Origin of the sequence: Bradyrhizobium australafricanum, assembly GCF_020329495.1 — a bacterium.
Lineage (GTDB): Bacteria > Pseudomonadota > Alphaproteobacteria > Rhizobiales > Xanthobacteraceae > Bradyrhizobium > Bradyrhizobium australafricanum.
On record NZ_JAGKJL010000039.1, the window covers coordinates 41,319 to 64,448 of the forward strand.

A 23,130-nucleotide genomic window follows, 5' to 3' on the forward strand; every position below is an offset into this window, starting at 1 on the left:
GCTTGCAGCCAGCCTCAGGCAATGCCAAGAGAGCGGGATGTCACAAGATCATATTTCCAACGTCCTCGCCGAACGTTACGCCTCGCCAGCCATGCGCGCCATCTGGAGTGGCGAAGGCAAGGTCCGCCTCGAACGCGACTACTGGATCGCCGTGCTGAAGGCCCAGCGCGATCTCGGCATCGCGGTGCCGGATGGCGTGATCGAAAGCTACGAGCGCGTCAAGGACCAGATCAACCTGGCCTCCATCATGAAGCGGGAGCGCGTCACCCGCCACGACGTCAAGGCGCGCATCGAGGAGTTCTGCGAGCTCGCCGGTCACGAGCACCTGCACAAGGGCATGACCAGCCGCGACCTCACCGAGAACGTCGAGCAATTGCAGGTCTACCGCGCGCTGCAGCTCATCGAGGCCAAGAGCATCGCCGCGCTCATCCGCTTTGCGGCGCGTGCGAAGCAATTGCGCGACGTCCCGTTCACCGCGCGCACCCATAACGTGGCCGCGCAGGTCACGACGCTCGGCAAGCGCATCGCCATGTCCGGCGAGGAGATGCTGCTGGCGCATCAGAGCCTGGTCAATGTGCTGCAGACCTATCCCGCCCGCGGCCTGAAGGGCGCGGTCGGCACCCGTCTCGATCAGATCACCCTGTTCAACGGAGATGCCGGCAAGGCGCGCGCGCTCGAGCAGCGCGTCCTCGTTCACCTCGGCCTGCCGAAGGCCCTCGATGCCGTCGGCCAGGTCTATCCGCGCAGCCTCGACTTCCGTGCGGTCAGCGTGCTCACCGAGCTCGCCAGCGGGCCCGGCAATTTCGCCAAGACCATCCGCCTGATGGCAGGCCACGAACTCGCCAGCGAAGGTTTTGCCAAGGGCCAGGTCGGCTCCTCCGCGATGCCGCACAAGATGAACAGCCGCTCCTGCGAGCGCATCAACGGCCTGCATGTGATCCTGAAGGGCTATCTCGCGATGGCCGCAGGCCTTGCCGGCGATCAGTGGAACGAAGGCGACGTCTCCTGCTCGGTCGTCCGCCGCGTCATGCTGCCCGATGCCTTCCTCGCCATGGATGGCCTGCTCGAAACCTTGCTCACGGTGCTCGACCAGATGGAGGTGTTCGAAGCCGTGGTCGAGACCGAGCTCAACCGCTATCTGCCTTTCCTGCTGACCACCACGGTGATGATGGAAGCGGTCAAGAAGGGTGCGGGCCGTGAAGGCGCCCACGAGGCGATCAAGGAGCATGCCGTCGCGGCCATCGGCGACCTGCGCACCGGCAAGATCGTCCAGAACGATCTGCTGCAGCGCCTCGCCGCCGACAAGCGTCTTGGCTTGAGCGCAGCCGAGTTGCAGCACGTGCTCGACCAGGGTCGCGCCAACTCCGGCGACGCCGGCGCCCAGGTCGATTTCTTCGCCGAGCAGGTCGAGGCTTTGGCCAAGGCCAAGCCTGAGGCGGCTCGCTACAACCCGGGCACGATCCTGTAGCGATTGGTGAGGTGCGAGTAGCGAATGGGCAGGAATCCATTCGCTACTCGCCATTCGCCCCCTCGCCTCACTCTTCCTTGAAGCCGTATTCAGGCACGTTGCCGCTGGCGCCGTAATATTTGTACGGCAGGAACTTGCCGCTCATGGTGATCTTGACGCGGTCGCCCTTCGGATTGGCGACGCGCTCCAGCGCCATGTCGAAGTCGATCGCCGACATGATGCCGTCGCCGAATTCTTCTTCGATCAGCGCCTTCCAGGCCGGGCCGTTGACCATCACCATCTCGTAGAAGCGGTAGATCAGCGGATCGGTCGGCGGCATCGGCGTGCCGGTGCCGCGCATCGGCACCTCGTTGAGCATCGCGATCTCGGCCTTCGACAGCCCGAACAGCTCGCCGGCATTCGCCGCCTGCGGCTTCGTCAGTTTCATCTGGCCGAGGATCGCGCCCGTGATCAGCACGTCGGAATAGCCGCCGATCTTCTCGCAGATGTATTTCCAGCTCCAGCCCTTCTCGCGCTTGATGTCGAGCAGCTTCTCGGTGAGGTCTTCGCGTTTCATCAGGTTTCCTCCTTGGGCTTCAGCGCGCAGCGCTCTGCGCGGGATTGAGTTCGACGGCGCGTGGCGGCGAGACGATCACGGGCTCGCCGACGCCGGGCCGCACCGTCGGCACGTGGCGCGGATCGTGACTGGTCACCTCGGCGGCAAAGCTCTTGCTGCGGCTGACCAGGAAATCGACGATATGGTTGCGCAGCGCATAGTAATAGGGATGGCGGTGCAGGTCGATGCGGCCGCGCTCCTTCGGCAGCGGGTTCTCGACGATCTCGGCCAGCACGGCGCCGGGACCGTTGGTCATCAAAAATATCCTGTCGGCGAGGAAGATCGCCTCATCGACGTCATGGGTGATCATGAAGGTGGTCTGCCCGGTCTCCAAGCAGATCCGCCGCACCTCGTCCTGCAGCGTGCCGCGGGTCAGCGCGTCCAGCGCCGAGAACGGCTCGTCCATCAGCATGATCTTCGGGGTGATCGACAGCGCCCGCGCGATGCCGACGCGCTGCTTCATGCCGCCGGAGAGCTCGGACGGATGCTTGTGCTCGGAGCCGGTGAGCCCGACGAGATCGATGAACTTCTGCGCATGCGCCTTCACCCGCGCACGGTCCCATTTGCGCCATTTCGAGCCGACGGCATAGGCGACATTGCCCGATACGGTGCGCCACGGCAGCAGCGCATGGCTTTGGAAGATTACGGCGCGGTCGAGGCTGGTGCCCTCGATCCCCTGCCCGTCGACGATCACCGTGCCCTCGCTCGGCTCGTCGAGGCCGGCGAGGATGTTCAGCACGGTGGTCTTGCCGCAGCCGGAATGGCCGATCACGCAGCCGAACTCGCCGCGCGCCATCGACAGCCAGAAATTCTCGAACACCGTGGTGACGCCGCCGCCGGCGCCGGGATAGCGCCGCGCGATGCCCTCGATCGAGATGAACTTGTCGGTCATCCGCGGTAGCTCCACGAATGGACTGCGCTCCCTCGCCCCGCTCTTCGCGGGGAGAGGGTTGGGGTGAGGGGCTTCCTCCGCGAGCACGGCGGCAGATAGACTCGCGGAAACTCCCCCTCACCCGATCGCTTCGCGATCGACCTCTCCCCGCAGGCGGGGCGAGGTGAAGTGGCTGCAATGCGGCTGTCGGTCATCGCTACTCCGGAAACGTCACCATGCGGGTGAACCGCGCCAGCACCTGGTCGAGCAGCATGCCGACGAAGCCGATCAAGAGGATTGCGATGATCACATTGGTGATCGACAGGTTATTCCACTCGTTCCAGACGAAGTAGCCGATGCCGGTACCACCGACGAGCATCTCGGCGGCGACGATCACGAGCCAGGCGATCCCGATCGAGATCCGCATGCCCGTCAGGATCGTCGGCGCCGCCGCCGGCAGGATCACCGTGAAGGCGCGCCTGACGGTGCCGACCTCGAGCGTGCGCGCAACGTTGATCCACTCCTTGCGCACACCGGCGACCCCAAACGCGGTGTTGAGCAGCATCGGCCACACCGAGCAGATGAAAATGACAAAGATCGCCGAGATCGAGGAATCCTTGATCGTGTAGAGCGCGAGCGGCATCCAGGCCAGCGGCGAGATCGGCTTCAGCACCTGGATGAAGGGATCGAGCGCTCTGCTGATCAGCGGCGACATGCCGATCATGAAGCCGAGCGGGATCGCGACGACGACCGCGATCAGATAGCCGAGCCCGACGCGCCCGATCGAATAGGCAAGCTGGATGCCGAGCCCCTTGTCGTTCGGGCCATTGTCGTAGAACGGCCGCTTCAGATGCTCCCACAGCTTGGCACCGACATCGAGCGGCCCGGGCATCGCCGACTTGCCCTGCGTCGCGGTCAGCCCCATCAGCCTGGCGTATTCGGGGCTCATGGCCGCCGTCGTGCCGCTGCTGCGGGTGGCGAGGTGCCAGGCGCCGAGGAAGCCGGCAAGCAGCGCGATCGAGACGATGGCGGCGCGGAGACGGAGGGACAGCGTCATCGCGCCCACTCTTTCAACCCGTCGTCCCGGCGAAAGCCGGGACCCATACGCCGTGCCGTCGCGATAAGGCACGCGGGGAGACGCCGTGCCGAATCACTGGCTGTTGGGGTTATGGGTCCCGGCTCCGTGCGCAACCGCGCACTAGGCCGCGACGACGCCGTGGAAAAAGCGTCTCGCCTCACGACGACTTCCTGATCTTGAAGCTCGCGAGATAATCGTCGGGCTTGGCCGGATCGAAGCTCTTGCCCATCACCGAGAACGACTTGTACGAGGTGGCGGGTGGCGCGAGGCCCATCTCGGCCATCACCTTCTTGGTATCGGTGGCGAGATAGACTTGCTCGGCGACCGCCTCGTAGTCGACATCGCCCTTGATCTGGCCCCAGCGCTTCATCTGCGTCAGCATCCACACCGCAAAGGACTGCCAGGGGAACGGATCGAAATCGACGCGCTTCGGATCGGTCTTCACGCCGCCGAGCCCATCGGCATAGGTGCCGGTCAGCACCTGCTCCAGCACCGTCACCGGCGCGTTGATGTAGTTCGCCGGCGCAATCGCTTCCGCGATCTGCTTGCGGTTCTCGGCCTTCGCCGCGTAGCCGGTGGCATCCACGATCGCGCGGGTCAGCGCCGCGAAGGAATTCGGCGCCGTCGTGATGAACTCGCGGCTGGCAGCAAAGCTGCAGCAGGGATGGCCGTCCCAGATCTCCTTGGAGAGGATGTGCAGGAAGCCGACCCCGTCATAGATCGCGCGTTGGCAGATGTTGTCGGGTGCGAGGAAACCGTCGATGTTGTCGGCACGCAGATTGGCGACCATCTCCGGCGGCGGTACCGAGCGCAGCTGCACGTCGGTATCCGGATCGAGCCCGTGCTCGGCGAGGTAATAGCGCAGCAGGTAATTGTGCATGGAGTAATCGAACGGAATGGCGAACTTCATGCCCTTCCAGTCCTTCGGATCGCGCCTGTCCTTGTGCTTCATCGCCAGCGTAATGCCCTGCCCGTTGATGTTCTCGATCGCAGGGACCGTGAACGGTATGGCGTTGGCACCAAGGCCGAGCGAAATCGCGATCGGCATCGGCGCCAGCATGTGGGCGGCGTCGTATTCCTTGTTGATGGTCTTGTCGCGAATGACCGCCCAGCCGGCGGTCTTCACCACCTCGACGTTGAGGCCCTGCTTGGCATAGAAGCCGAGCGGCGCCGCCATGATGATCGGGGTCGCGCAGGTGATCGGGATGAAGCCGACCTTGAGGTCCTTCTTCTCCGGCGGTCCGGCGTCGGCGAACGCCTCTGTCGCCGTCTTCAGCGGGAAGAACTGCGACAGCGCGGCGAGCGCCGTCGCGGCGCCAACCGATTTCAGGAAAGCGCGGCGCGCGACATCCTGCGGAAACACCGCCCGCATCACCGCCGACGCGACGATGCCTTCGTAACGCTGCTGTTCGCTGAGGTCGGCGACCGGCTCGCAGCGCAGGGGGCGCGCGGCCTGCTCATGCTCGGCGGCTGAGCGATGCCAGCCGCAGGCGCAACCCGATCGCGTGAGCACGCGGTCGGCGTCGAAGGGATCATCTGACGTAGGCATGCTGCGCCCCATTGTCGCACCGAAACGAGGAGAGCCCCCCGATCCGGTTCATTGATCGGCGTCCGGCCGCGTTTTGCGCCGCCGGACACCAACAAACATGCAGGTTCTATGCCGCCTTGCCGGTGACGACGGGCGCGGTCGGCAAGCCCTCGTCGATCGGCAGCGACGGGTCGCGCGACCACTCGTTCCAGGAGCCGAAGTACATCCGCACGTCCTTCACGCCGGCGTTCTTCAGCGCCAGGAAGGTGTTCGAGGCGCGCGCGCCCTTGAAGCAATAGAGATAGACTGGCGTGGTCTGCGAGATGCCGACGGTGGCGCATTCCGCCAGAATCTCGTCCTTCGATTTGAAGCGCGGTCCCTCGGCGGTTGGCTTCATCATGCGGTACCATTCGAGCCACACCGCGCCGGGAATGCGGCCCTTGCGCGGGCAGAAATCCTTGCCGTAGGGCGAGGAGCTTTCGCCGATCCACTCGTCGACGTCGCGCACGTCGAGGATCGCAACGCCGGGCTTGCCGACCGCCGCCAGCATCGCTTTGGCGTCGATCATGATATCGCCGGCCTCCGGTACGATCGCAAAGGCGGCCTTCGCCGGCACCGCAACGTCGGTGGTCACCGGCAGGTCGGCCGCCTTCCAGGCATCGAAGCCGCCATGCAGCACCTTGATCCTGGGATAGCCCAGCATCGTCAGCAGGTAGTAGCCGCGGCAGGACTGGCCGAAGCCGGAATTCATCGACTGCTCGTAGATCACCGCGGTCTCCTTGCCGGAGAGACCGGCGGCGCCGAACGCGTCGGCGAATTTTGTCTTGAGCTCGTGGATGCCCTCCGGCGTCGAGGTCGCGAGGAAAGTGAAGACGTCATGCACATTGACGGCACCGGGCAAATGGCCGGCCGCATAGGCATCCGGATTCCGAGTGTCGATGATGACACACGGGTCTTTCTTGACGAGCTCGGCAAGTTCGCCGGCGGTGATCAGAACGTCCGTCATGGCAGCCTCTCCTGTCTGTGGTTGCAGTTGTGGTGGTCCCGAACTCGTTTGAGCATGATCTCCGCGCAAACGCGTTCCGCGTTTGTCGCGAGGGAAAACCGGTTTCCACTTTTCCGGATCATGCTTCAGCCGTCCGCCAGCATCTTGCGCAGCTGCTTGGTGGCGGGCGTGACGATGGCGACGAAATAGGCCTCGCGCAGCCTGCGCTGGGCGCGGTGGCTCATCAGGTAGCCGCGCGCGCCGCAATGGAGCATCGCGGCATGCGCGAATGCGACGCTGGCATCGCCGATCCGCAGTCGCAGCGCGACGACGCGGCGCCAGTAGCTGTCATCGGCATTGTAGGGATCGCTTGCCAGCGCCATCGCCTCCTTCTCGAACTCGGCATGGAGCTCGCGGAATTGCAGCGGCTGTTGCGGCAGATAGCGGTTGACGTGTCCGAGCGGCGCATGGACCTCGTCCATGATGTTGATGCAATCCTTCATCAGCCCGAGGCCCATGCCGGCCTGCAACAGGATGAAGCCGGCGCGGATTTTCTTGACGAACGGCGCAGCCGGCTCGGCCAGGATCAGTTCGTCCGGCACGAACACGTCGCGAAACTGGACGCCATAGGTACCGGTGCCGTCCATCGCCAGGAACGGCTTGCAGGGCGTCAGCGTGATCGCGGGATCGGAGCAGTCGGCGAGGAACATCACGGTGCCGCCCGGCTCGCCGCCTGCGATGCCGCCCGGCTCGCCCTTGGTGCCCTCGTCCTCGCGCTCGAAGATCGTGCCGAAGTAATGGCCGGGCCCGAGGTTCGACACCCAGGGCAGCGCACCGCGGACGATGTAGCCGCCATCGACCTTGCGGCCCTTCAGCTTCAGCCGCTCGATGCCGAAGAAGCTCTTCATCGGGTTGGAAAGCCCGGTGCCGCCGAGCGCGCGCCCGCGGGCGAAGCAGTCACCGAAGCGCGCGGCGAGCTTCATGTTGGTGGAATTGGCGACGTACCAGACCAGCGTGTTCTGGCACCACGCCATGAAGGCGGTGGCGCCGCAGACCTCGCCGAGCGCGGCCATCGACTGGATCGCCCAGCGCAGATCGGCGGGACCCTCCTGCGGCACATGGCTGCTCCAGGCGCCGACCTTGCCGAGCCGGCGCAGGAATTCGCCGGGATAGACCGAGCCGGCATCGACCGCGGCTGCGATCGGCGCCAGCTCCTGACGGGCAAGGCGGGCAACCTCGTCCGCAATGGTCGGTGCGGGATCTTGAGCTGCGACCCGCGACAAAGCCAGTGAACCCATGGATGGTCTCCGCACCTTGAATTGCCGGTCGGGCGCTTACGCGCTGACCTCGAGATTGACGGGACGGGTGAAGGTGTTGGCGACCGGCGACCACTTCTTCACATGCGCGACCAGCGCGTCGATCTCGGCCTGCGGGACGCCCTCGCATTCCATGTCGACCTTGACGCGGACGTCGGTGAAGCCGACCGGCTTCTCGCTGACGTCGCCGGTGCCCCACACCGCGGTGATGTTGAGATCGCCCTCGAGCTCGAGCTCGAGCTTGTTGACGATCCAGCCGCGATGCACGGCGTTAGCATGCAGGCCGACCGCAAGGCAGGAGCCGAGCGCGGCGAGCGAGGCCTCGGAGGGATTGGGCGCGGTGTCGTCGCCGAGCAGGCCCGGCGGCTCGTCGACGATGTAGGGCGCGAGGTTGCGGATGTAGTTGGCGTGGCGGAACTTGCCCTCGGCCACCGTTTTGCACTTCAAGGTCTTGATCACCTTAGGGTTGGCCTTGCCGTTGGCAATCAGCTGCTCGAGCCCGCCTCTGTCGATCGGCGCGAGGCAGCCGGTCAGTGCGGTTTTCTGGGCGACAGCGGTCATCAGTTTTCTCCCTGGGAGCGATGGAATTTCAGGATACCGAACGGTCTGTTTCCTGCACGAAGCGTGCCAGTCCCGCCGCAAATCAAAAGGCGAAATCCCGCAGGCGCTTAAGCGGGGCTGCCTGCGGATTGATCAGTGCCGGCCTGCTCAATCGCCAAGCAAATGCCGCACGACCGCGATGATTTTCAGCGCATCGATGCGGCCGTGAAGATGCGACTTGATGATTCTGCCGCGCTCCGATTTACTGCCGCGCATGGCCAAATCGCTTGCGAAGAAAAAACCTGCCGCGGCGTTCACCGCCGGCGACGATGAATCGGCGCGCGGGCGCCTGCTAAACGCCGCAACCCATCTGTTCTGCAAGAACGGCATCAACGCCACCGGCATCGATGCGATCATCGACGAGGCCGGAACCGCGAAGACTACGCTCTACAAACTGTTCGGCTCGAAGACCAACCTCGTGCATGCGGTGCTGGAGAGCGAAGGCCGCCAGTGGCGCGAATGGTTCATCGGCGCGATCGAGGCCGGCGGCGGCGATCCACAGACCAAGCTGTCGCGGATCTTCCCTGCCCTGAAGACCTGGTTCGCCGAGGAGCGCTTCTACGGCTGTCCCTTCATCAACGCGGTCGCCGAGCACGACAAGGACGCCAAGCAGTTCCGCAACATCGCGCTGAAGCACAAGAAGGTGGTGCTGGCGCATATCGAGAAGCTCGCCGGCGAGATGGGCGCGGCCGAGCCGGCCGTGCTCGCGCACCAGCTCGCGCTCTTGATCGACGGCGCCATCGTCGCGGCCATGGTGTCGTGTGATCCGACCGTCGCCGACACCGCGGGCCTTGCCGCGAGCAATCTGTTCGCGCCCGCCAAGGTGAAGAAGACGAAGCGCGCCGGCGGCGCGGCCGAACAACAGCTCCTCGCCGTGTAACGCAACGGCCGCCGCAATCCGCGGCAGTGCTGCCCTTTTCACGTGTCATAGTCTGCCGACGCGGCGTCCGCGCTGTTTCAGCGCGTCCGCCACCCTGGCAAGGTCGGCATTGGCGCAGACTTCATCCTTCTCGCCGCCGGCCGAACCCGACCAAGCCGCATCGCGACCTCCGGCGTCGGTATTTCTGCGGCACGATCGCCCGCCGGGTTTACCTGCCGTCAATCACGCCGCGCGATCGGCGTCGGCCTTAAACACCTGTTAGGTCCGGCCGGGTCAGTTGCGCGGTGAAAGTACGAGGCAAGAACAATGCAGTCCGAAAAAGGACGATACAGCCAGCCGCGCTGGGGCGTGACGCGCTGGCTCGCCGACGCCGGACCGGGCGTACCTGACGACATCCGCGCAGCGCTGATCGGGGATCTCTACGGCTCGCTGCCGGTGTTTGCGGCTGGCGCGGTCAATACGGTCGCAGTCGCAGCCGTGATTGCGATCCGCGAGCCGACCGCGCTGTTCATCACCTGGGTCGTCCTCGAACTCGTCATCTGCCTCTCGCGCCTCGCCGTGCTCGTGGTTGCGCATCGCGCCGCGCGCGAGCAGCGGCCGACCCCGACCGATTTGCATCTCGTGCTTGCCGTCGCCTGGAGCGCCAGCGTCGGCTTCGGCATCCTGATCAGCCTCGCAAGCGGCGATTGGGTGGTTGCGCTGCTGGCTTCGCTATCGGCGGCGGCGATGGTCGGCGGCATCTGCTTCCGCAATTTCAGCGCCCCGCGCCTTGCCGGCACCATGATCCTGCTCAGCCTCGGCCCGATCGTTCCGGGCGCGGCCCTTGCCGGCGAGCCGCTGCTCTTCATCGTCGTCATGCAGGTGCCGCTGTATCTCGCGGCGATGACGGTTGCGGCCTTCCGCCTCAACAAGATGCTGATCGCCACAATGCGCGCCGAGCGCGAGAACGGCCATCTTGCCCATCACGACACCCTGACCGGCCTGCGCAATCGCGCCGGCTTCGTCGCGGCGCTGAGCGCAAAGCTGGCGGCCCCCGCCGGGAATGGCGGGCCCTTTGCGCTGCTGTTCTTCGACCTCGACAATTTCAAGCCGGTCAACGACACCTATGGCCACGCCGCCGGCGATCAGGTGCTGATGCTGACCGCGGAGCGGCTGCGGCGTGCGCTGCCCGAAACCGCGGTAATCGCACGGCTCGGCGGCGACGAGTTCGTGGTGCTGGTCAACGGCGTCACGGCGGAACAGGCGCTCACGGCCGGCCAGCGCATCATCCAGACCGTCACGATGCCCTATCAGCTCGCGGGCGGCATCTCGGCCGAGGTCGGCGTCAGCGTCGGCATCGCGGTGTCGCCTGAGCACGGCACCGAGGCCGAACAGCTGCTGGCGTCCGCCGACGCCGCGCTGTACGAGGCGAAATCCGAAGGCAAGGCGCGGTGCCGGATGGCTTCCGTCGCGACCAATGTCGCCGCGCTGCGCCGCCTCATGCAGCACGGCCACGCGCCCGCCACCGATCGCAGCGCCGCCTGAGGCGCGGCGCTCGCCGTTACAGGTCGAAGTTCGTCGGCAGCATCACGACGTCGCGGATCGTCATGCCGCGCGGCCGGGTCAGCATGAACATCACGACCTCGGCGACTTCGCTGGCCTCCAGCAGGCTTCCGGCCGCCTTGGCCTCCGCAAGCTTCTCGGGCGGCCAGTCCGCCAGCAGCGCGCTGATCACGGGCCCGGGCGAGATCGAGCCGACGCGGATGCCGTGCTTGAACACCTGGCGCCGCACGGTCTGCACGAAGCAGTTGACCGCCCATTTCGACGACGCATAGACCGGCTCCCACGGCGTCGGGAAATGCGCGGCGAGCGAGCTCGTGACGATGATGTCGCCGGTGCCGCGCGCGATCATGTGCGGCAGCACGTCGTGCACGTTCTTCATCACGACGTTGACGTTCAGGTTCAGCATCCGGTCGATCGCCGCGGTGTCGGCATCGACGAGGTCGCCGCCGACATAGATGCCGGCATTGGCGTGCAGGATGTCGAGCTGGCCGGTGTTCTCGAGCACCTTGGGCAGCAAGCTCGCACACTCCCCGGGATCGAGCAGGTCGATCACCAGCGGGACCACCGCATCGCCGTGCTTGCGCCCGAGCGCCTTGAGCGCGGCGGCGTCGCGGTCGACCATCACCACGCGCGCGCCTGCCGCCAGCATCGCCTCGCTGCTCGCTAGTCCAATCCCCGACGCCGCCCCGGTCACGGCCGCCACCTTGCCTTCCAACACTTTCGCCATCGGTCCACCCTGCTGAGATCACCACGACAGTCGTCGCAGTATAGCAATCCCGGACGGCATGTCGGTAACCGAGGATGGGGAACGCGGCCTCCGCGGCCGACATCGCGCGAAAATTTCAGATGGTAGCGACTGCACACAAGTCCCAAGGCACCGCTGTGGAATGCTGCGCGCCGACATGCCCGTCAGAGGCTGCCAGACGGCCAATAATGCCAAAACGGCCAACAAGAAGAAGCGGAGGACTGCAATGACAAGGAACCGTTCGCCCCGGCTATCGCGCCGTCATCTCATCAAGGGCACCGCCGCCACGTCAGCCACGCTGCTGCTCGGCAGGCCCGCGATCGCCAAGGGCAAGGCGGAGGGCAAGACCGAGATCGTCATCGGCAACATCGACGCCTATTCGGGACCGGCTGCGGTCTATTCGTCGATCGGCCGCACCCCCGGCGGCTATTTCAAGATGATCAACGAGCAAGGCGGCATCAACGGCCGCATGATCAAGTACATCACCTATGACGACGCCTACAGCCCGGCCAAGACCGTCGAGCAGGCGCGCAAGCTCGTCGAAAGCGACGAGATCGATGTGCTGTTCGCGCCGCTCGGCGCGCCGACCAATGCGGCGATCATGAAGTACATGAACCAGAAGAAGGTCCCGCACCTCTTCATCGCCTCGGGCGCGACCAAGTTCGGCGACTACAAGAATTTTCCCTACACCATGGGTTTCCAGCCCTGCTACCAGATCGAGGGCCGCGCCTTCGCGCAGCATGTGCTGTCGACACAGAACGATCCCAAGATCGGCATCGTCTACCAGAACGACGATTTCGGCCGCGACGTGCTGAAGGGCTTCAAGGACGGACTTCGTAGCAAGACGTCCGCAATCGTGGCGGAGCTGTCCTATGAGACCGCCGATCCGACCATCGACAGCCAGGTGGTCCGTTGCAAATCCGCCGGCGCCAACGTGTTCATGAGCATGACCACACCAAAATTCGCCGCCCAAGGCATCAAGAAGATCGCCGAGCTCGGCTGGCAGCCGGCGCACTACATCGGCAACAACGCCTCATCCGCCGGCTCGACGCTGAAGGCCGCGGGCTTCGACGTCTCAAAGGGCATCATTTCGAGCGCCTACCTGAAGGATCCTGTCGACGCCGCCTGGGACAACGATCCCGCCATCCAGAAATGGCGCGCCTTCCTCGACAAATATGATCCGGCGGCGGCCAAGAACGACATCTACGCGGTCACCGGCTATCTCACCAGCCAGATCCTGGTCCAGGTGCTCAAGCAGTGCGGCGACGACGTCTCGTCTGAAAGCATCATCAAGCAGGCCGCCAACCTGAAGGATTTCGAATCCGACATGCTGCTGCCCGGCATCAGGATCAACACCTCGCCATCAGACTATTATCCGCTCGAGCAGTTGCAACTGGTGCGCTTCAGCGGCGAGCGCTACGAGCCGATGGGACCGGTGATCGACGGCGGCATCTCCAAGGCCTGACCGTCTGGGCGTGCACCGCAAATGTCGACTTCCGATGGCAAGCGGAAATCGCCCGGCTTGGGCGCCATCGGCGGCTCATGACCCGAACCGGATATTGCCCGAATAGCCATTGTTAGCTCATTTGGCTCAACTGGCTCAGTTGACTAAAGGACCGGCAGGAGAATCCGGCTCTTGTTTCCGGTCGCAAAGTCCTGTTTGCTTCAATGCAATGAGCACCACTCGCGAGACGAGTCCCCACGGCAAAACTGACTTCCTGCCGAGCGGGAGCGAATTGAGTGCGCTCATTCGCGCGCTCGATTGGTCCACGACCAGTTTGGGACCCATTGACGGATGGCCGGCACATCTCAAGAGCGCGGTCAGCCTTATGCTGCCTGCCAACGCACAGATCGTGCTGTTCTGGGGCGCGGACTTCGTGGCCCTGTACAACGACGCCTACGCACCAACCATCGGTGAGAAGCATCCAAGGGCACTTGGGCGACCCGCGCGCGAGAACTGGGCGGAACTCTGGGACGATCTTGAACCTTTGCTAAGGCGCGTCCTCGACACTGGTGAGACCGTCTTCGCCAAAGATCGTCCGTTCTACATCGAGCGGCACGGCTATCCGGAGAACGTCTATTTCGACATCTCCTACTCTCCGGTTCGGAACGAGGCGGGCGACATAGGCGGCGTCCTCTGCATCGTGAACGAGACAACTGAACGGGTTGTGGCGCAGCGAGAACTGGCCAGAGCGGAGAAACGGCTCACCCAAGCACTAAGTGCCGCCGGAATGATAGGCACGTTCGACTGGCATGTGCCGACGGACACGTTCTATTCGGATGCGTATTTCGCACAAATGTTCTCAGTCGATCCCGCCAAGGGCGAGAAAGGCGCACCTTTGTCGGAATATGTCGCGGGCGTCCATCCGGAGGACGTGGAGCGGACTACTGCGGCCGTGAATCTTGCGGTCGCCACCGGGGAAAAGTACATCCAGGAATACCGGTTGCTCCAGAAAGACGGAACCATCCGCTGGGTCGAGGCGCGGGGCGAGTGCCTGAGAGACGAAAATGGCGAGCTTACCAACTTCGTCGGTGTGGTGGTGGACATCACCACTCAGAAGGAAGCGCAAGAGCATCAACGGTTGCTTGCGCGAGAAGCGAACCACCGGGTGAAAAACCTGTTCGCGATCTTCCACGGCATCATCAGCCTTAGCGCTCGATCAGCTCGAACGCCGCAGGAAATGGCTCATTCGCTTCGCGGTCGGCTGGATGCCCTTATGCGGGCCAAGGACCTTATACGTCCGGGGATCATGGGTACGGAAGCGCATAGCGAACGGACGACGGTTGACGAGGTCGTGCGAACCGTCATGCAACCCTATGACGATGGCTCTCGTGACCGCATCATGGTCGGCGGCCCCGATGTGCCTGTAGGCGTGATGGCCGTAACAAGCTTCGCCCTTGCGCTGCACGAAATCGCGACGAATGCAGCCAAGTACGGGGCACTCTCGGAGCCGAGCGGGGCGATCCGTATCAAATGGGAGACGCAAGACGGCGACTTGCATTTTGAGTGGGATGAGACGGGCGGTCCCATGATTGCCGCCCCGCCGAAGGCTGCCGGCTTTGGCAGCGTACTCACGGAGCGTAGTATTGCTGGTCAGCTCGGGGGCAAGATCGAATACGACTGGCGGCAGAACGGGCTTGCGCTCAGGATGAAGGTTCCTCTGGATCGCCTTGCGGTTTGAGGAGAGAAAAGGACAACAAACCGCGCGCCGAAGCGCGCGGCGGTATCGTCCATCCCGATGCCCCTGCTACTTCGGCGGCGGCGGCTTGGGCATCGCCGACAGCAAGCGAATTTTGAGCTTGCCTCCCTCGGTCACGTAAGTTGCTGTCCAGATGCCCCCTGTCTCGATAGGCGCCCCGCTTTGGTTCTTGCCCGAGAGACGATACCCACCGATGGCGAGCGCCATGTCCGAGCCCAATGGCCATGCCTGGTCCACCGTTATTTCCTCATGGTCGAACCCGGCCTTGAAGGCGCCTTGATAAAACTCCGCAATGTCGGAGCGCGGCCCCGCGGGATTGACGTGGATGCCACCGGCCGCGAACAGCGCGGCAATTCCCGCACCATCCTGCTTGTTGAAACTCGCCGCATATTCGGAAGCAATCGCTTCGGCCTTCTGCTTTGGATCACCGTCGGCGGCCATTGCAGACAGCGAAAAGGCAGTCACGAACAGGCATGAGAAGTACGTCCGCAGCATCGCAATTCCTCCCTGAAAAATGTCCGTAGAAAAATCGCCCGACCTGGGACAAGGACGACAATAAGACATCAACTACGGATTGTCGGCAATCGTTTCAGGCGTTGCGACGCAACAGGCGGTTGCCTGCCTGACGTATCCAACCGACGGATTCTGAGGTAGCCTGTAGCGACCTCGAACGTGGCGAGCCATCATGCTCACGCTCTATTCCTATCCGCCGTTGTTCGGCGTTGCCGACAACAATGGCTATGGTCTGAAGGTATTCGCTTTCCTGAAGCTCGCCGGCGTGCCGTTCCGGCACGAACATATTTTCGATGCATCGAAGGCACCGCGCAAGCAATTGCCCTATGTCGTCGACGGCGCCGACACTGTCGGCGACAGCGAGACCATCCTCGCCTATGTCACCGGAAAATATGGCGTGACGCTGGATGCCGCGCTGACGCCGGCGCAGCGCACGACCAACCTGCTCGTCACGCGGACGCTCGACGATCTCTACTGGGTGATGTCCTATTCGCGCTGGCAGGACGCGCGCTACTGGTCCCAATTCCGCGACGCGCTCAAGCGCGAGCATCCGGCCCTCACCGACGACGGGTTGATGAAGGCCAAGGAGTTCAACGCGCAGCGCTATTATTACCAGGGCATCGGCCGCTTCGAGCCCGACGCCGCGATGGCCCGCGGCATCGCCGATCTCGCCGCACTGGCGAGCCTGATCCCGAGCCAAGGCTATGTGCATGGCGACAGGCCGACGACCATCGACGCCGGCATCTATGGCTTCGTGGCCAACATCTACTTCTACGACATCGAGACGCCGTTGAAGCAATTCGTGGTCTCGCACGATGCCCTGGCACAACATTGCCGCGCCATCCACGCGGCAGTGAGCCAGTGAGCCCGGGCCAACTCAACAGCTAACTCGCAATAGTGACGTTCGCCGCGGTGAGCGAACAGGCCGTCGCTCCGTCCATGGCGCAGGTGGATCTATCTGCGCTGGCGTGTCGCAGCCGGCCTCCCGCCAATAGATCGATTTCAGGGATAGTATCCCGTCCCTGCGCCTAACTGCGGAGCCGGTCATGGCTTCAAAACTGTCTTCGGGCATTATCGCGTTAGTCCTCGTTGGAGCAGCCGTGCTCTTGATTGCAGGTCCGCCACCTGCATGGGGCCTGCTGTTGCTCGGCGCCTTCGCACTGGCGGCGCTCTATATTTTTGCGAGAATGAGGTCGCGCTATGATCCGCTCGATCCACGCTTCGGTAGCTGCATCCCTCCGATTTCCAAGCCGAAGGGCAGCGGCAATGAATCCATCACCTGAGCGCCGTCCAACATCGATCGGATGCGGATCGCGCGAAGACGTCCTGATGGCCTAGAGCCGAGATGCAAAGCACGTCGGCTGCAATTCGCTAAATGCCCGGTACGGACATTTCAGCCTCGCGCTCGATCCGGAATTTTGTGCAGTTTGTTTCAGGCGACACACCGTCGGATTTTCAGCACCAGGAGATTGATCAAATGCAGACGTCCGCGCCAAACCCACGGGGAGCAGAGTTCTGGAACAGCTCCATGGGGCACTCATGGGTTTCGCAGCAAGCCGTGATCAGCGACGTTTTCACGTCGGTCACCAGCGTCAGCCTGGGTGCTGCGGCGGCAAGGCCGGGTGAGCGTGTCATCGATATCGGATGCGGCACCGGTGACACAGTGTTGGCGTTCGCCAAGGTTGTTGGTCCGTCGGGTGCTGTGGTGGGTGTCGATATCTCGGTCCCGATGCTGGATCTGGCCAGGCATCGTGTCGCCGAGGCGGGATTTGGCAACGTGACCTGTGCGCTGGCCGACGCAACGATCTACGGCTTCGAACCGCGCTGGGCGGATCTGGTGTATTCGCGTTTTGGCCTGATGTTCTTCGATGACCCGGTCAGGGCCTTCACCAACATCCGTAGCGGCATGAAAGCGGGCGGGCGGCTGGCGTTCGTCTGTTTTCGGACCATGCCGGAGTCGCCGTGGTTTCGCGTGCCGATCGAGGCGGCCCGACCGCACGTGCCGCCACAGCCGCCGGTCGATCCATTGGCGCCCGGGATGTTTTCGTTCGCGCGCGAGGATCGCGTTCGCGGCATCCTGACCGAGGCCGGGTTTCACGAGATTGCGCTCAAGGCCACCGACGTACCGATCCATGGCGGCGACATCGCGCAAAGCATGGCCTTCATCACGCAGGCCGGCCCGCTACCCGCGCTGCTCGAGAATGCCACGGACGATCAACGGCATCGCGCCATGGAAGCGGTACGCAACGCGCTCGCCGCAAGCCTCGGAGCTGATGGGCGCGACCTGCATGTGGGCCTGTGGCTCGTGTCGGCACTAGCCTAGCGAGATGCTGCCTTCGGGATCGCGACGGCAGAAATCGTGCCATCTGCGGCGCACCAACACGGTGTCGTCCTGGCGAAAGCCAGGACCCATTACCCCAAATCTCAATTGTCGCGCGACGTTGCGGCCACGATCCCTTTCACAATCCAATGCGGTGGTTATGGGTCCTGGCTTTCGCCAGGACGACGTGTGGAAAGAGTCGCTTACTCGAATCCCGTTCTTGCTCCGCGGACAGAGCAATTGCGTAAGCTACCGCTCCTGCCGCAGCCCCGCCTCCAGCCGCGCGAGCTCGGCGTCGAGGTCGCGCTCGACATCGGCCACCTGCATGTCGACCACCCGATAGTCGCGCGCTTCGAGCCAGGCTCTGCGCTTGGTGCGGTCGGCCCCGATGGCCTCGCTCTCGTTCGGGTTGACCAGCTCGATAGCAAGCCGGTGCACGAAGGAGACAAAGTCGGGGATGTGGCGGCCGACCGGGGTCTGGCGCTTGAACTGGCCGGCGAAGCGGCGGTCCCGCGTCAGCGCCTGCCACAGGATCCGTTCGGCGTCGGTCGGGTTGCGGCGGAGCAGCCGGGCGAGCCCGCGCACGGTGCTGCTGCTGTCGGCGGTCCCGCCGCCCTGCCCCTGCTCGGCGAGCAGCGCCCGCAAGCGCGTCGCCTGGGCGCCGTCGAGCACGCCGCCTTTGGCCGGGCCCTTGCGGCCCTCGGCGATCGCCATCACCACGCCGTGCAGCGTGTGCATGTCCTGCTTGGTCGGATCCATCCTCGTGAAGATGTTGCGCAGGTTCACCAGCATGGTGTCGCGCTTCTCCGCCGGCCGCAGGAACTCGACCTTGTCGAGCTCGGCGACGAGGTTGTCGAAGAACGCCTGCATCTGGTGCTGGGAGGCCGGCTCGGACCGCTCGGGCATCGCGAACGGCAGCGTGCCCGCGGTCGACAGCTTGAACCACTCGTAGCCCATCAACAGCACCGCCTGCGCCAGATTGAGCGAGGCGAAGCCCGGATTGACCGGGAAGGTGATGATGCGGTTGGCGAGCGCGACCTCCTCATTGGTCAGGCCGGCGCGCTCGCGCCCGAACAGGATGCCGGCGCCGCCGCCGGATGCGACATGACCGACGATCTCACCCGCCGCGCCTTCCGGCCCGACCACTGGCTTGGCTTGGTCGTGGGCCCGGGCGGTGGTCGCAAATACCAGCGTGAGATCGGCGATCGCCTGCTCGACCGTGTCGAACAGCTCGACGGAACCGATGATGTGGTCGGCGCCGGCGGCGGCACGCTGGGCGGCAATGTTCGGCCAGCCGTCGCGCGGGTTGACGATGCGCATCCTCGACAGCGCGAAATTGCCCATCGCGCGCGCGGCCATGCCGATGTTCTCGCCAAGCTGCGGCTCGACCAGGATGACGACGGGACCGGCAAGGTCGTGCCCTGCCTTGGTCTTGTCGGTGCCGGACATCTCACTTCACTTTCTGATTCAACGTCTGAAGATTTTGAATCAGCTTCCTAGGAGGCTGATTCAAAATCTCATGCAGGGGTCCAAGACCGCACCGACCAGCCTTGCACCGGTTTTGCGCGGGACCATTTTCTCCAAGGAGATAACAGGGTTAGCGGCGTTTGCGAATCCTCAATCGGAATCCCAATCGCACGAAGCGAAGGCTGCCGCTTGCACGCACTTGGCCTTCGGATAGGCTATCAACCACAACCAAAGCGAAGCTGTAAAGGCACGCTTGAGACGCCGGTTTCAACGGCGAGGCACCTTGGGGGGACGACGATGCAGGGCAGATGGACGCTGGCGATTTTGGGCCTGATCTTGATCGTGGCGGGGGGCCTGCTCGCCCAGTTCACGCAGACCGCCGGCGGCATCCGGATCGAGGATGTCCGCTTCAAGGGCGCCAAGGGCAATACCATGAGCGCCCTGCTCTACATCCCGCCGAATGCCACGCCGCAGATCCCGGCGCCCGGCATCCTCGCCGTCCACGGCTATATCAATTCGCGCGAGACCCAGGACGGCTTCGCCATCGAGTTCGCCCGCCGCGGCTATGTGGTGCTCGCGCTCGACCAGACCGGCCACGGCTACAGCGACCCGCCCTCCTTCGCCAACGGTTTTGGCGGACCTGACGGCCTTGCCTATCTCCGCAGCCTCCAATTCGTCGACAAGGAGAATATCGGGCTCGAGGGCCATTCGATGGGCGGCTGGACCGTGCTGTCGGCTGCGGCCGCGATGCCCAACGACTACAAGTCGATGGTGCTGGAGGGCTCGTCCACCGGCAAGCCGTTCGCTGCCGAGGGCACTGCGAGCTGGCCGCGCAACACCGCGCTCGTGTTCGCGCAGTACGAGGAATTCCCCGACCTGATGTGGGGTGTCCAGCTGGCGCGTGACGTCACCACGAGCCCGAAGCTCTGGGCGCTGTTCGGCACCCAAGGCGCGGTCGAGCCGGGCAAGGTCTATGGCGATCCGGCCAACGGCACCGCGCGGGTGCTGTACACGCCGGCGATGACCCATCCGGCCGAGCACATCTCGCATGAGGCGATCGGCTACAGCCTCGACTGGTTCGCCAAGACGCTGAAGGGCGGCACGCCGCGTCCGGTCGACGACCAGATCTGGTTCCGCAAGGAGATCGGCACCTTGGTCGCGCTGATCGGCTTTATCGCCCTGGTGATCGGCACGTTCGACGGCTTGCTGGAGGCACCGATGTTCTCCCGCCTGCGGCTGCCGGCGGTTGCCGACGGCACCATGCCGCCGCATCAGGCCGCGAGCGGCCGGCGCTGGACCACGGCGTTCATCCTGTCCGCCTTCATCCCGGCGCTGACCTATTACCCGGCCTTTGCACTGGGCGGCACCTTCGTCACCCCGAGCGCGTTCCTGCCGCAGGGCATCACCAACCAGATCCTGGTCTGGGCCATAATCAACGGCCTGATCACGCTCGCCCTGATGCGGTTCGCCCCGAGGCGCGCCAGCCGGACCGGCCTCGTCGGTCAATCCGTCGTGATCGCGCTGGCTTCGGTCGCGGTCGGCTATGCCGCGCTGTGGCTTGCCGACCTCGCCTTCAAGATCGACTTCCGCTTCTGGATCATCGCACTCAAGTTGATGAGCGCGAAGCAATTCCTCATCTTCCTGATCTATCTGATTCCGTTCACGGCGTTTTTCGTCGTGGCGCTGCACGTGCTGCACCGGAATTTCTCGACCATGGATGCGCCGCGCGGGGCGCTGTACCTGACCAACATCCTGGCGCTGACGTTCGGTTTCATCGTGTTGCTGGTGCTGCAATACGGCACGCTGTGGCTGACGGGGAAGCTGTTCAACCCGGTCCCGGACCCCGGTTTCGTGCCGCTCTCGACCATCGTCGCGATCCAGTTCGTGCCCCTGCTCGCGATCGTCGCCGTGATCGCGACGTTCACCTGGCGGCGGACCGGATCGAGCCTGCCGGGCGCCCTGATCGCGGGCCTGTTCGTGACCTGGTACATCGTGGCCGGGACCGCGACGCAGGCGGCGTTTTAGAGGGTTTTCAAGCGAAGCGGGCACCGGTTCGCGTGAAGAAAACCCGTCAAGAACAAGGGCCGAGAGGCGCCATTCTGGTCCGTCCAGAATGGCGGTTCTCGGTGAAAAGATGGGCTGAAAGTGCATAACCGGTGCGCTTTCGCCCGCCCCCGGGCGGTGCTATAGCGCAGGCGTATTTTCCACCCCCGCCGTCAAAAGCGCGCCGTTCCCAAGAGGGCCTCCCCGTCATGGCAAAAATCAAGGTATCCAACCCCGTCGTCGAGCTCGATGGCGACGAGATGACCCGGATCATCTGGCAGTACATCAAGGACAAGCTGATCAACCCGTTCCTGGATGTCGAACTGCTCTATTTCGATCTGGGCATGGAATACCGCGATGAGACCAACGACCAGGTGACCATCGACGCCGCCGAAGCCATCAAGAAGGTCGGCGTCGGCGTCAAATGCGCCACCATCACCCCCGACGAGGCCCGGGTGAAGGAGTTCGGCCTGAAGCAGATGTGGAAGTCGCCGAACGGCACCATCCGCAATATCCTCGGCGGCTGCATCTTCCGCGAGCCGATCATCTGCAAGAATGTGCCGCGCCTGGTTCCCGGCTGGACCAAGCCGATCATCATCGGCCGCCATGCCTATGGCGACCAGTACCGCGCCACCGACATCAAGTTCCCTGGCAAGGGCACGCTGTCGCTGAAGTTCGTCGGCGAGGACGGCACCGTGATCGAGAAGGAAGTGTTCAAGGCGCCCGGCGCCGGCGTCGCGATGGAGATGTACAATCTCGACGCTTCCATCACCGATTTCGCCCGCGCCTCGTTCAATTACGGCCTGATGCGCAACTACCCGGTCTATCTGTCGACCAAGAACACGATTCTGAAGGTCTATGACGGCCGCTTCAAGGACATCTTCCAGGACGTCTTCGACCGCGAGTTCAAGAAGGAATTCGACGCCAAGGGCCTGACCTACGAGCACCGCCTGATCGACGACATGGTGGCCTCGGCGCTGAAATGGTCCGGCGGTTATGTCTGGGCCTGCAAGAACTATGACGGCGACGTGCAGTCCGACACCGTGGCCCAGGGCTACGGCTCGCTCGGCCTGATGACCTCGGTGCTGCTCACCCCGGACGGCAAGACCGTGGAAGCCGAAGCCGCCCACGGCACCGTGACCCGCCACTACCGCGAGCACCAGAAGGGCAAGGAGACCTCGACCAACTCGATCGCGTCGATCTTCGCCTGGACCCGTGGCCTCGCCCATCGCGCCAAGCTCGACAACAACGAGGCGCTGGCGAAGTTCGCCACCACCCTGGAGAAGGTCTGCGTCGCGACCGTCGAAGAGGGCTACATGACCAAGGACCTCGCGCTCCTGGTCGGCGCCGACCAGCGCTGGCTCTCGACCACCGGATTCCTCGACAAGGTGTCCGACAACCTCGTGAAGGCGATCGCGGCCTGAGGCCGTCATCCTGGGAAGACGGGTGCGAGCATGACCATGGCCCTTGTCAGAGCCGTCGTGCTCGCATCGTTCTCGCTCACCGGGTCGGCGGCATTCGCTGCCGGCCCCCTGCCCGACGCCGTCGCGGCGCCCGGCGAGTCCCCGGTTTTGTCGGTCCATGCCGAGGGCGTGCAGGTCTATGAGTGCAAGCCGGTCAGCGACGGCAAGCTCGCCTGGTCGTTCCGCGAACCGGTCGCCACCCTGATCGCCGACGGCCGCACGGTCGGCCGGCATTATGCGGGTCCGAACTGGGAGCATGTCGACGGCAGCGCCGTGACCGCCCGCACCGCCGGCAGCGCACCCGGCGCAACGCCTTCCGACATTGCCTGGCTGAAGCTCGAGGTGATTGCCCATCGCGGCAACGGCCTGCTCTCCGGCGTCGCCACCGTGCAGCGCATCAACACCTCGGGCGGCGAGCTCAGCGGCCCCTGCGACAAATCAGGCGCGCTGAAAGGCGCGGCCTACTCGGCGGATTACGTGTTCCTGCGGCGGGACTAAGCGTTTTCGAGCGAAGTG

General features: G+C 64.3%; 21 protein-coding genes. 11 read left to right on the top strand and 10 right to left on the bottom strand.

All coding sequences use genetic code 11. The features are described from left to right. Nucleotides 1–37: 37 nt before the first annotated feature. Nucleotides 38–1,468: an adenylosuccinate lyase gene (purB, locus tag J6525_RS29510; protein ID WP_225647255.1), complete on the top strand. Its 1,431-nt coding sequence runs from the start codon at nt 38–40 to the stop codon at nt 1,466–1,468. Nucleotides 1,469–1,535: 67 nt separating this feature from the next. Here purB and cynS read toward each other — a convergent pair whose 3' ends face one another. The 7 genes from cynS to J6525_RS29545 form a co-directional block, all read right to left on the bottom strand. After that, a complete protein-coding gene (cynS, locus tag J6525_RS29515) occupies nt 1,536–2,024 on the bottom strand; it encodes a cyanase (RefSeq protein WP_050387665.1) in 489 nt (162 codons plus the stop codon). Between the two features lie 19 nt (nt 2,025–2,043). After that, on the bottom strand, nt 2,044–2,955 hold the full coding sequence (locus J6525_RS29520; RefSeq protein WP_225647256.1) for an ABC transporter ATP-binding protein: 912 nt from the start codon (nt 2,953–2,955) through the stop codon (nt 2,044–2,046). 196 nt (nt 2,956–3,151) lie between these two features. Beyond that, nucleotides 3,152–3,991 carry a nitrate ABC transporter permease gene (gene ntrB, locus J6525_RS29525; protein WP_225647257.1) on the bottom strand — a complete coding sequence of 280 codons (840 nt, stop codon included), beginning with the start codon at nt 3,989–3,991 and terminating at the stop codon, nt 3,152–3,154. Nucleotides 3,992–4,169: 178 nt separating this feature from the next. Next, nucleotides 4,170–5,561: a CmpA/NrtA family ABC transporter substrate-binding protein gene (locus J6525_RS29530; protein ID WP_225647258.1), complete on the bottom strand. Its 1,392-nt coding sequence runs from the start codon at nt 5,559–5,561 to the stop codon at nt 4,170–4,172. Nucleotides 5,562–5,667: 106 nt separating this feature from the next. Then, the gene (locus J6525_RS29535; protein WP_092088506.1) at nt 5,668–6,546 is read right to left on the bottom strand and encodes a sulfurtransferase; all 879 of its coding nucleotides are present in this window, start codon (nt 6,544–6,546) and stop codon (nt 5,668–5,670) included. Nucleotides 6,547–6,671: 125 nt separating this feature from the next. Further along, nucleotides 6,672–7,823 (bottom strand): acyl-CoA dehydrogenase family protein, encoded by a 1,152-nt coding sequence (locus tag J6525_RS29540; protein WP_225647259.1) that lies wholly within the window; start codon nt 7,821–7,823, stop codon nt 6,672–6,674. A gap of 36 nt (nt 7,824–7,859) precedes the next feature. Further along, entirely contained in the window at nt 7,860–8,402 is a 543-nt protein-coding gene (locus J6525_RS29545) for an OsmC family protein (RefSeq protein ID WP_225647260.1), read from the bottom strand. Nucleotides 8,403–8,655: 253 nt separating this feature from the next. Between J6525_RS29545 and J6525_RS29550 the strand changes: the two genes are divergently transcribed. Both J6525_RS29550 and J6525_RS29555 read left to right on the top strand, forming a co-directional pair. Beyond that, on the top strand, nt 8,656–9,321 hold the full coding sequence (locus J6525_RS29550) for a TetR/AcrR family transcriptional regulator (protein ID WP_225647295.1): 666 nt from the start codon (nt 8,656–8,658) through the stop codon (nt 9,319–9,321). A gap of 306 nt (nt 9,322–9,627) precedes the next feature. Continuing rightward, a complete protein-coding gene (locus J6525_RS29555) occupies nt 9,628–10,845 on the top strand; it encodes a GGDEF domain-containing protein (RefSeq protein WP_225647261.1) in 1,218 nt (405 codons plus the stop codon). 16 nt (nt 10,846–10,861) lie between these two features. Here the strand turns inward: J6525_RS29555 and J6525_RS29560 are convergent, their stop codons facing one another. Beyond that, nucleotides 10,862–11,590 carry an SDR family oxidoreductase gene (locus J6525_RS29560; protein ID WP_225647262.1) on the bottom strand — a complete coding sequence of 243 codons (729 nt, stop codon included), beginning with the start codon at nt 11,588–11,590 and terminating at the stop codon, nt 10,862–10,864. 244 nt (nt 11,591–11,834) lie between these two features. Between J6525_RS29560 and J6525_RS29565 the strand changes: the two genes are divergently transcribed. Both J6525_RS29565 and J6525_RS29570 read left to right on the top strand, forming a co-directional pair. Continuing rightward, entirely contained in the window at nt 11,835–13,073 is a 1,239-nt protein-coding gene (locus J6525_RS29565) for an ABC transporter substrate-binding protein (RefSeq protein WP_225647263.1), read from the top strand. A gap of 208 nt (nt 13,074–13,281) precedes the next feature. Further along, complete coding sequence (locus tag J6525_RS29570) at nt 13,282–14,790, top strand: PAS domain-containing HWE histidine kinase family protein (protein WP_225647264.1); 1,509 nt, start codon at nt 13,282–13,284, stop codon at nt 14,788–14,790. Nucleotides 14,791–14,856: 66 nt separating this feature from the next. Here J6525_RS29570 and J6525_RS29575 read toward each other — a convergent pair whose 3' ends face one another. Continuing rightward, nucleotides 14,857–15,303 (bottom strand): YybH family protein, encoded by a 447-nt coding sequence (locus J6525_RS29575; protein WP_092090651.1) that lies wholly within the window; start codon nt 15,301–15,303, stop codon nt 14,857–14,859. 190 nt (nt 15,304–15,493) lie between these two features. Here J6525_RS29575 and J6525_RS29580 point away from each other — a divergent pair, with 190 nt between their 5' ends. The 3 genes from J6525_RS29580 to J6525_RS29590 all read left to right on the top strand — a co-directional run bounded on the left by J6525_RS29580 (nt 15,494) and on the right by J6525_RS29590 (nt 17,644). Then, the gene (locus J6525_RS29580; protein ID WP_225647265.1) at nt 15,494–16,186 is read left to right on the top strand and encodes a glutathione S-transferase C-terminal domain-containing protein; all 693 of its coding nucleotides are present in this window, start codon (nt 15,494–15,496) and stop codon (nt 16,184–16,186) included. A gap of 181 nt (nt 16,187–16,367) precedes the next feature. Continuing rightward, entirely contained in the window at nt 16,368–16,604 is a 237-nt protein-coding gene (locus J6525_RS29585) for a hypothetical protein (RefSeq protein ID WP_225647266.1), read from the top strand. 92 nt (nt 16,605–16,696) lie between these two features. Next, nucleotides 16,697–17,644 (top strand): class I SAM-dependent methyltransferase, encoded by a 948-nt coding sequence (locus J6525_RS29590; protein WP_225647267.1) that lies wholly within the window; start codon nt 16,697–16,699, stop codon nt 17,642–17,644. A gap of 246 nt (nt 17,645–17,890) precedes the next feature. On the opposite strand, the gene J6525_RS29595 is transcribed toward J6525_RS29590, so the two are convergent. Beyond that, complete coding sequence (locus J6525_RS29595) at nt 17,891–19,090, bottom strand: TrmJ/YjtD family RNA methyltransferase (protein ID WP_225647268.1); 1,200 nt, start codon at nt 19,088–19,090, stop codon at nt 17,891–17,893. A 315-nt stretch (nt 19,091–19,405) separates the two neighbouring features. Between J6525_RS29595 and J6525_RS29600 the strand changes: the two genes are divergently transcribed. The 3 genes from J6525_RS29600 to J6525_RS29610 all read left to right on the top strand — a co-directional run bounded on the left by J6525_RS29600 (nt 19,406) and on the right by J6525_RS29610 (nt 23,112). Then, nucleotides 19,406–21,133 (top strand): alpha/beta hydrolase family protein, encoded by a 1,728-nt coding sequence (locus tag J6525_RS29600; RefSeq protein ID WP_225647269.1) that lies wholly within the window; start codon nt 19,406–19,408, stop codon nt 21,131–21,133. A gap of 227 nt (nt 21,134–21,360) precedes the next feature. Beyond that, nucleotides 21,361–22,575, top strand: coding sequence for an NADP-dependent isocitrate dehydrogenase (locus tag J6525_RS29605; protein ID WP_225647270.1), 1,215 nt, complete (start codon nt 21,361–21,363; stop codon nt 22,573–22,575). A gap of 36 nt (nt 22,576–22,611) precedes the next feature. Beyond that, nucleotides 22,612–23,112, top strand: coding sequence for a DUF3455 domain-containing protein (locus J6525_RS29610; RefSeq protein WP_225647271.1), 501 nt, complete (start codon nt 22,612–22,614; stop codon nt 23,110–23,112). Nucleotides 23,113–23,130: the final 18 nt, after the last annotated feature.

Coding starts and splice junctions, on each gene's coding strand:
- purB (WP_225647255.1), top strand. CDS start 38: ATGTCACAAGATCATATTTCCAACGTCCTCGCCGAACGTTACGCCTCG.
- cynS (WP_050387665.1), bottom strand. CDS start 2,024: ATGAAACGCGAAGACCTCACCGAGAAGCTGCTCGACATCAAGCGCGAG.
- J6525_RS29520 (WP_225647256.1), bottom strand. CDS start 2,955: ATGACCGACAAGTTCATCTCGATCGAGGGCATCGCGCGGCGCTATCCC.
- ntrB (WP_225647257.1), bottom strand. CDS start 3,991: ATGACGCTGTCCCTCCGTCTCCGCGCCGCCATCGTCTCGATCGCGCTG.
- J6525_RS29530 (WP_225647258.1), bottom strand. CDS start 5,561: ATGCCTACGTCAGATGATCCCTTCGACGCCGACCGCGTGCTCACGCGA.
- J6525_RS29535 (WP_092088506.1), bottom strand. CDS start 6,546: ATGACGGACGTTCTGATCACCGCCGGCGAACTTGCCGAGCTCGTCAAG.
- J6525_RS29540 (WP_225647259.1), bottom strand. CDS start 7,823: ATGGGTTCACTGGCTTTGTCGCGGGTCGCAGCTCAAGATCCCGCACCG.
- J6525_RS29545 (WP_225647260.1), bottom strand. CDS start 8,402: ATGACCGCTGTCGCCCAGAAAACCGCACTGACCGGCTGCCTCGCGCCG.
- J6525_RS29550 (WP_225647295.1), top strand. CDS start 8,656: ATGGCCAAATCGCTTGCGAAGAAAAAACCTGCCGCGGCGTTCACCGCC.
- J6525_RS29555 (WP_225647261.1), top strand. CDS start 9,628: ATGCAGTCCGAAAAAGGACGATACAGCCAGCCGCGCTGGGGCGTGACG.
- J6525_RS29560 (WP_225647262.1), bottom strand. CDS start 11,590: ATGGCGAAAGTGTTGGAAGGCAAGGTGGCGGCCGTGACCGGGGCGGCG.
- J6525_RS29565 (WP_225647263.1), top strand. CDS start 11,835: ATGACAAGGAACCGTTCGCCCCGGCTATCGCGCCGTCATCTCATCAAG.
- J6525_RS29570 (WP_225647264.1), top strand. CDS start 13,282: ATGAGCACCACTCGCGAGACGAGTCCCCACGGCAAAACTGACTTCCTG.
- J6525_RS29575 (WP_092090651.1), bottom strand. CDS start 15,303: ATGCTGCGGACGTACTTCTCATGCCTGTTCGTGACTGCCTTTTCGCTG.
- J6525_RS29580 (WP_225647265.1), top strand. CDS start 15,494: ATGCTCACGCTCTATTCCTATCCGCCGTTGTTCGGCGTTGCCGACAAC.
- J6525_RS29585 (WP_225647266.1), top strand. CDS start 16,368: ATGGCTTCAAAACTGTCTTCGGGCATTATCGCGTTAGTCCTCGTTGGA.
- J6525_RS29590 (WP_225647267.1), top strand. CDS start 16,697: ATGCCCGGTACGGACATTTCAGCCTCGCGCTCGATCCGGAATTTTGTG.
- J6525_RS29595 (WP_225647268.1), bottom strand. CDS start 19,090: ATGTCCGGCACCGACAAGACCAAGGCAGGGCACGACCTTGCCGGTCCC.
- J6525_RS29600 (WP_225647269.1), top strand. CDS start 19,406: ATGCAGGGCAGATGGACGCTGGCGATTTTGGGCCTGATCTTGATCGTG.
- J6525_RS29605 (WP_225647270.1), top strand. CDS start 21,361: ATGGCAAAAATCAAGGTATCCAACCCCGTCGTCGAGCTCGATGGCGAC.
- J6525_RS29610 (WP_225647271.1), top strand. CDS start 22,612: ATGGCCCTTGTCAGAGCCGTCGTGCTCGCATCGTTCTCGCTCACCGGG.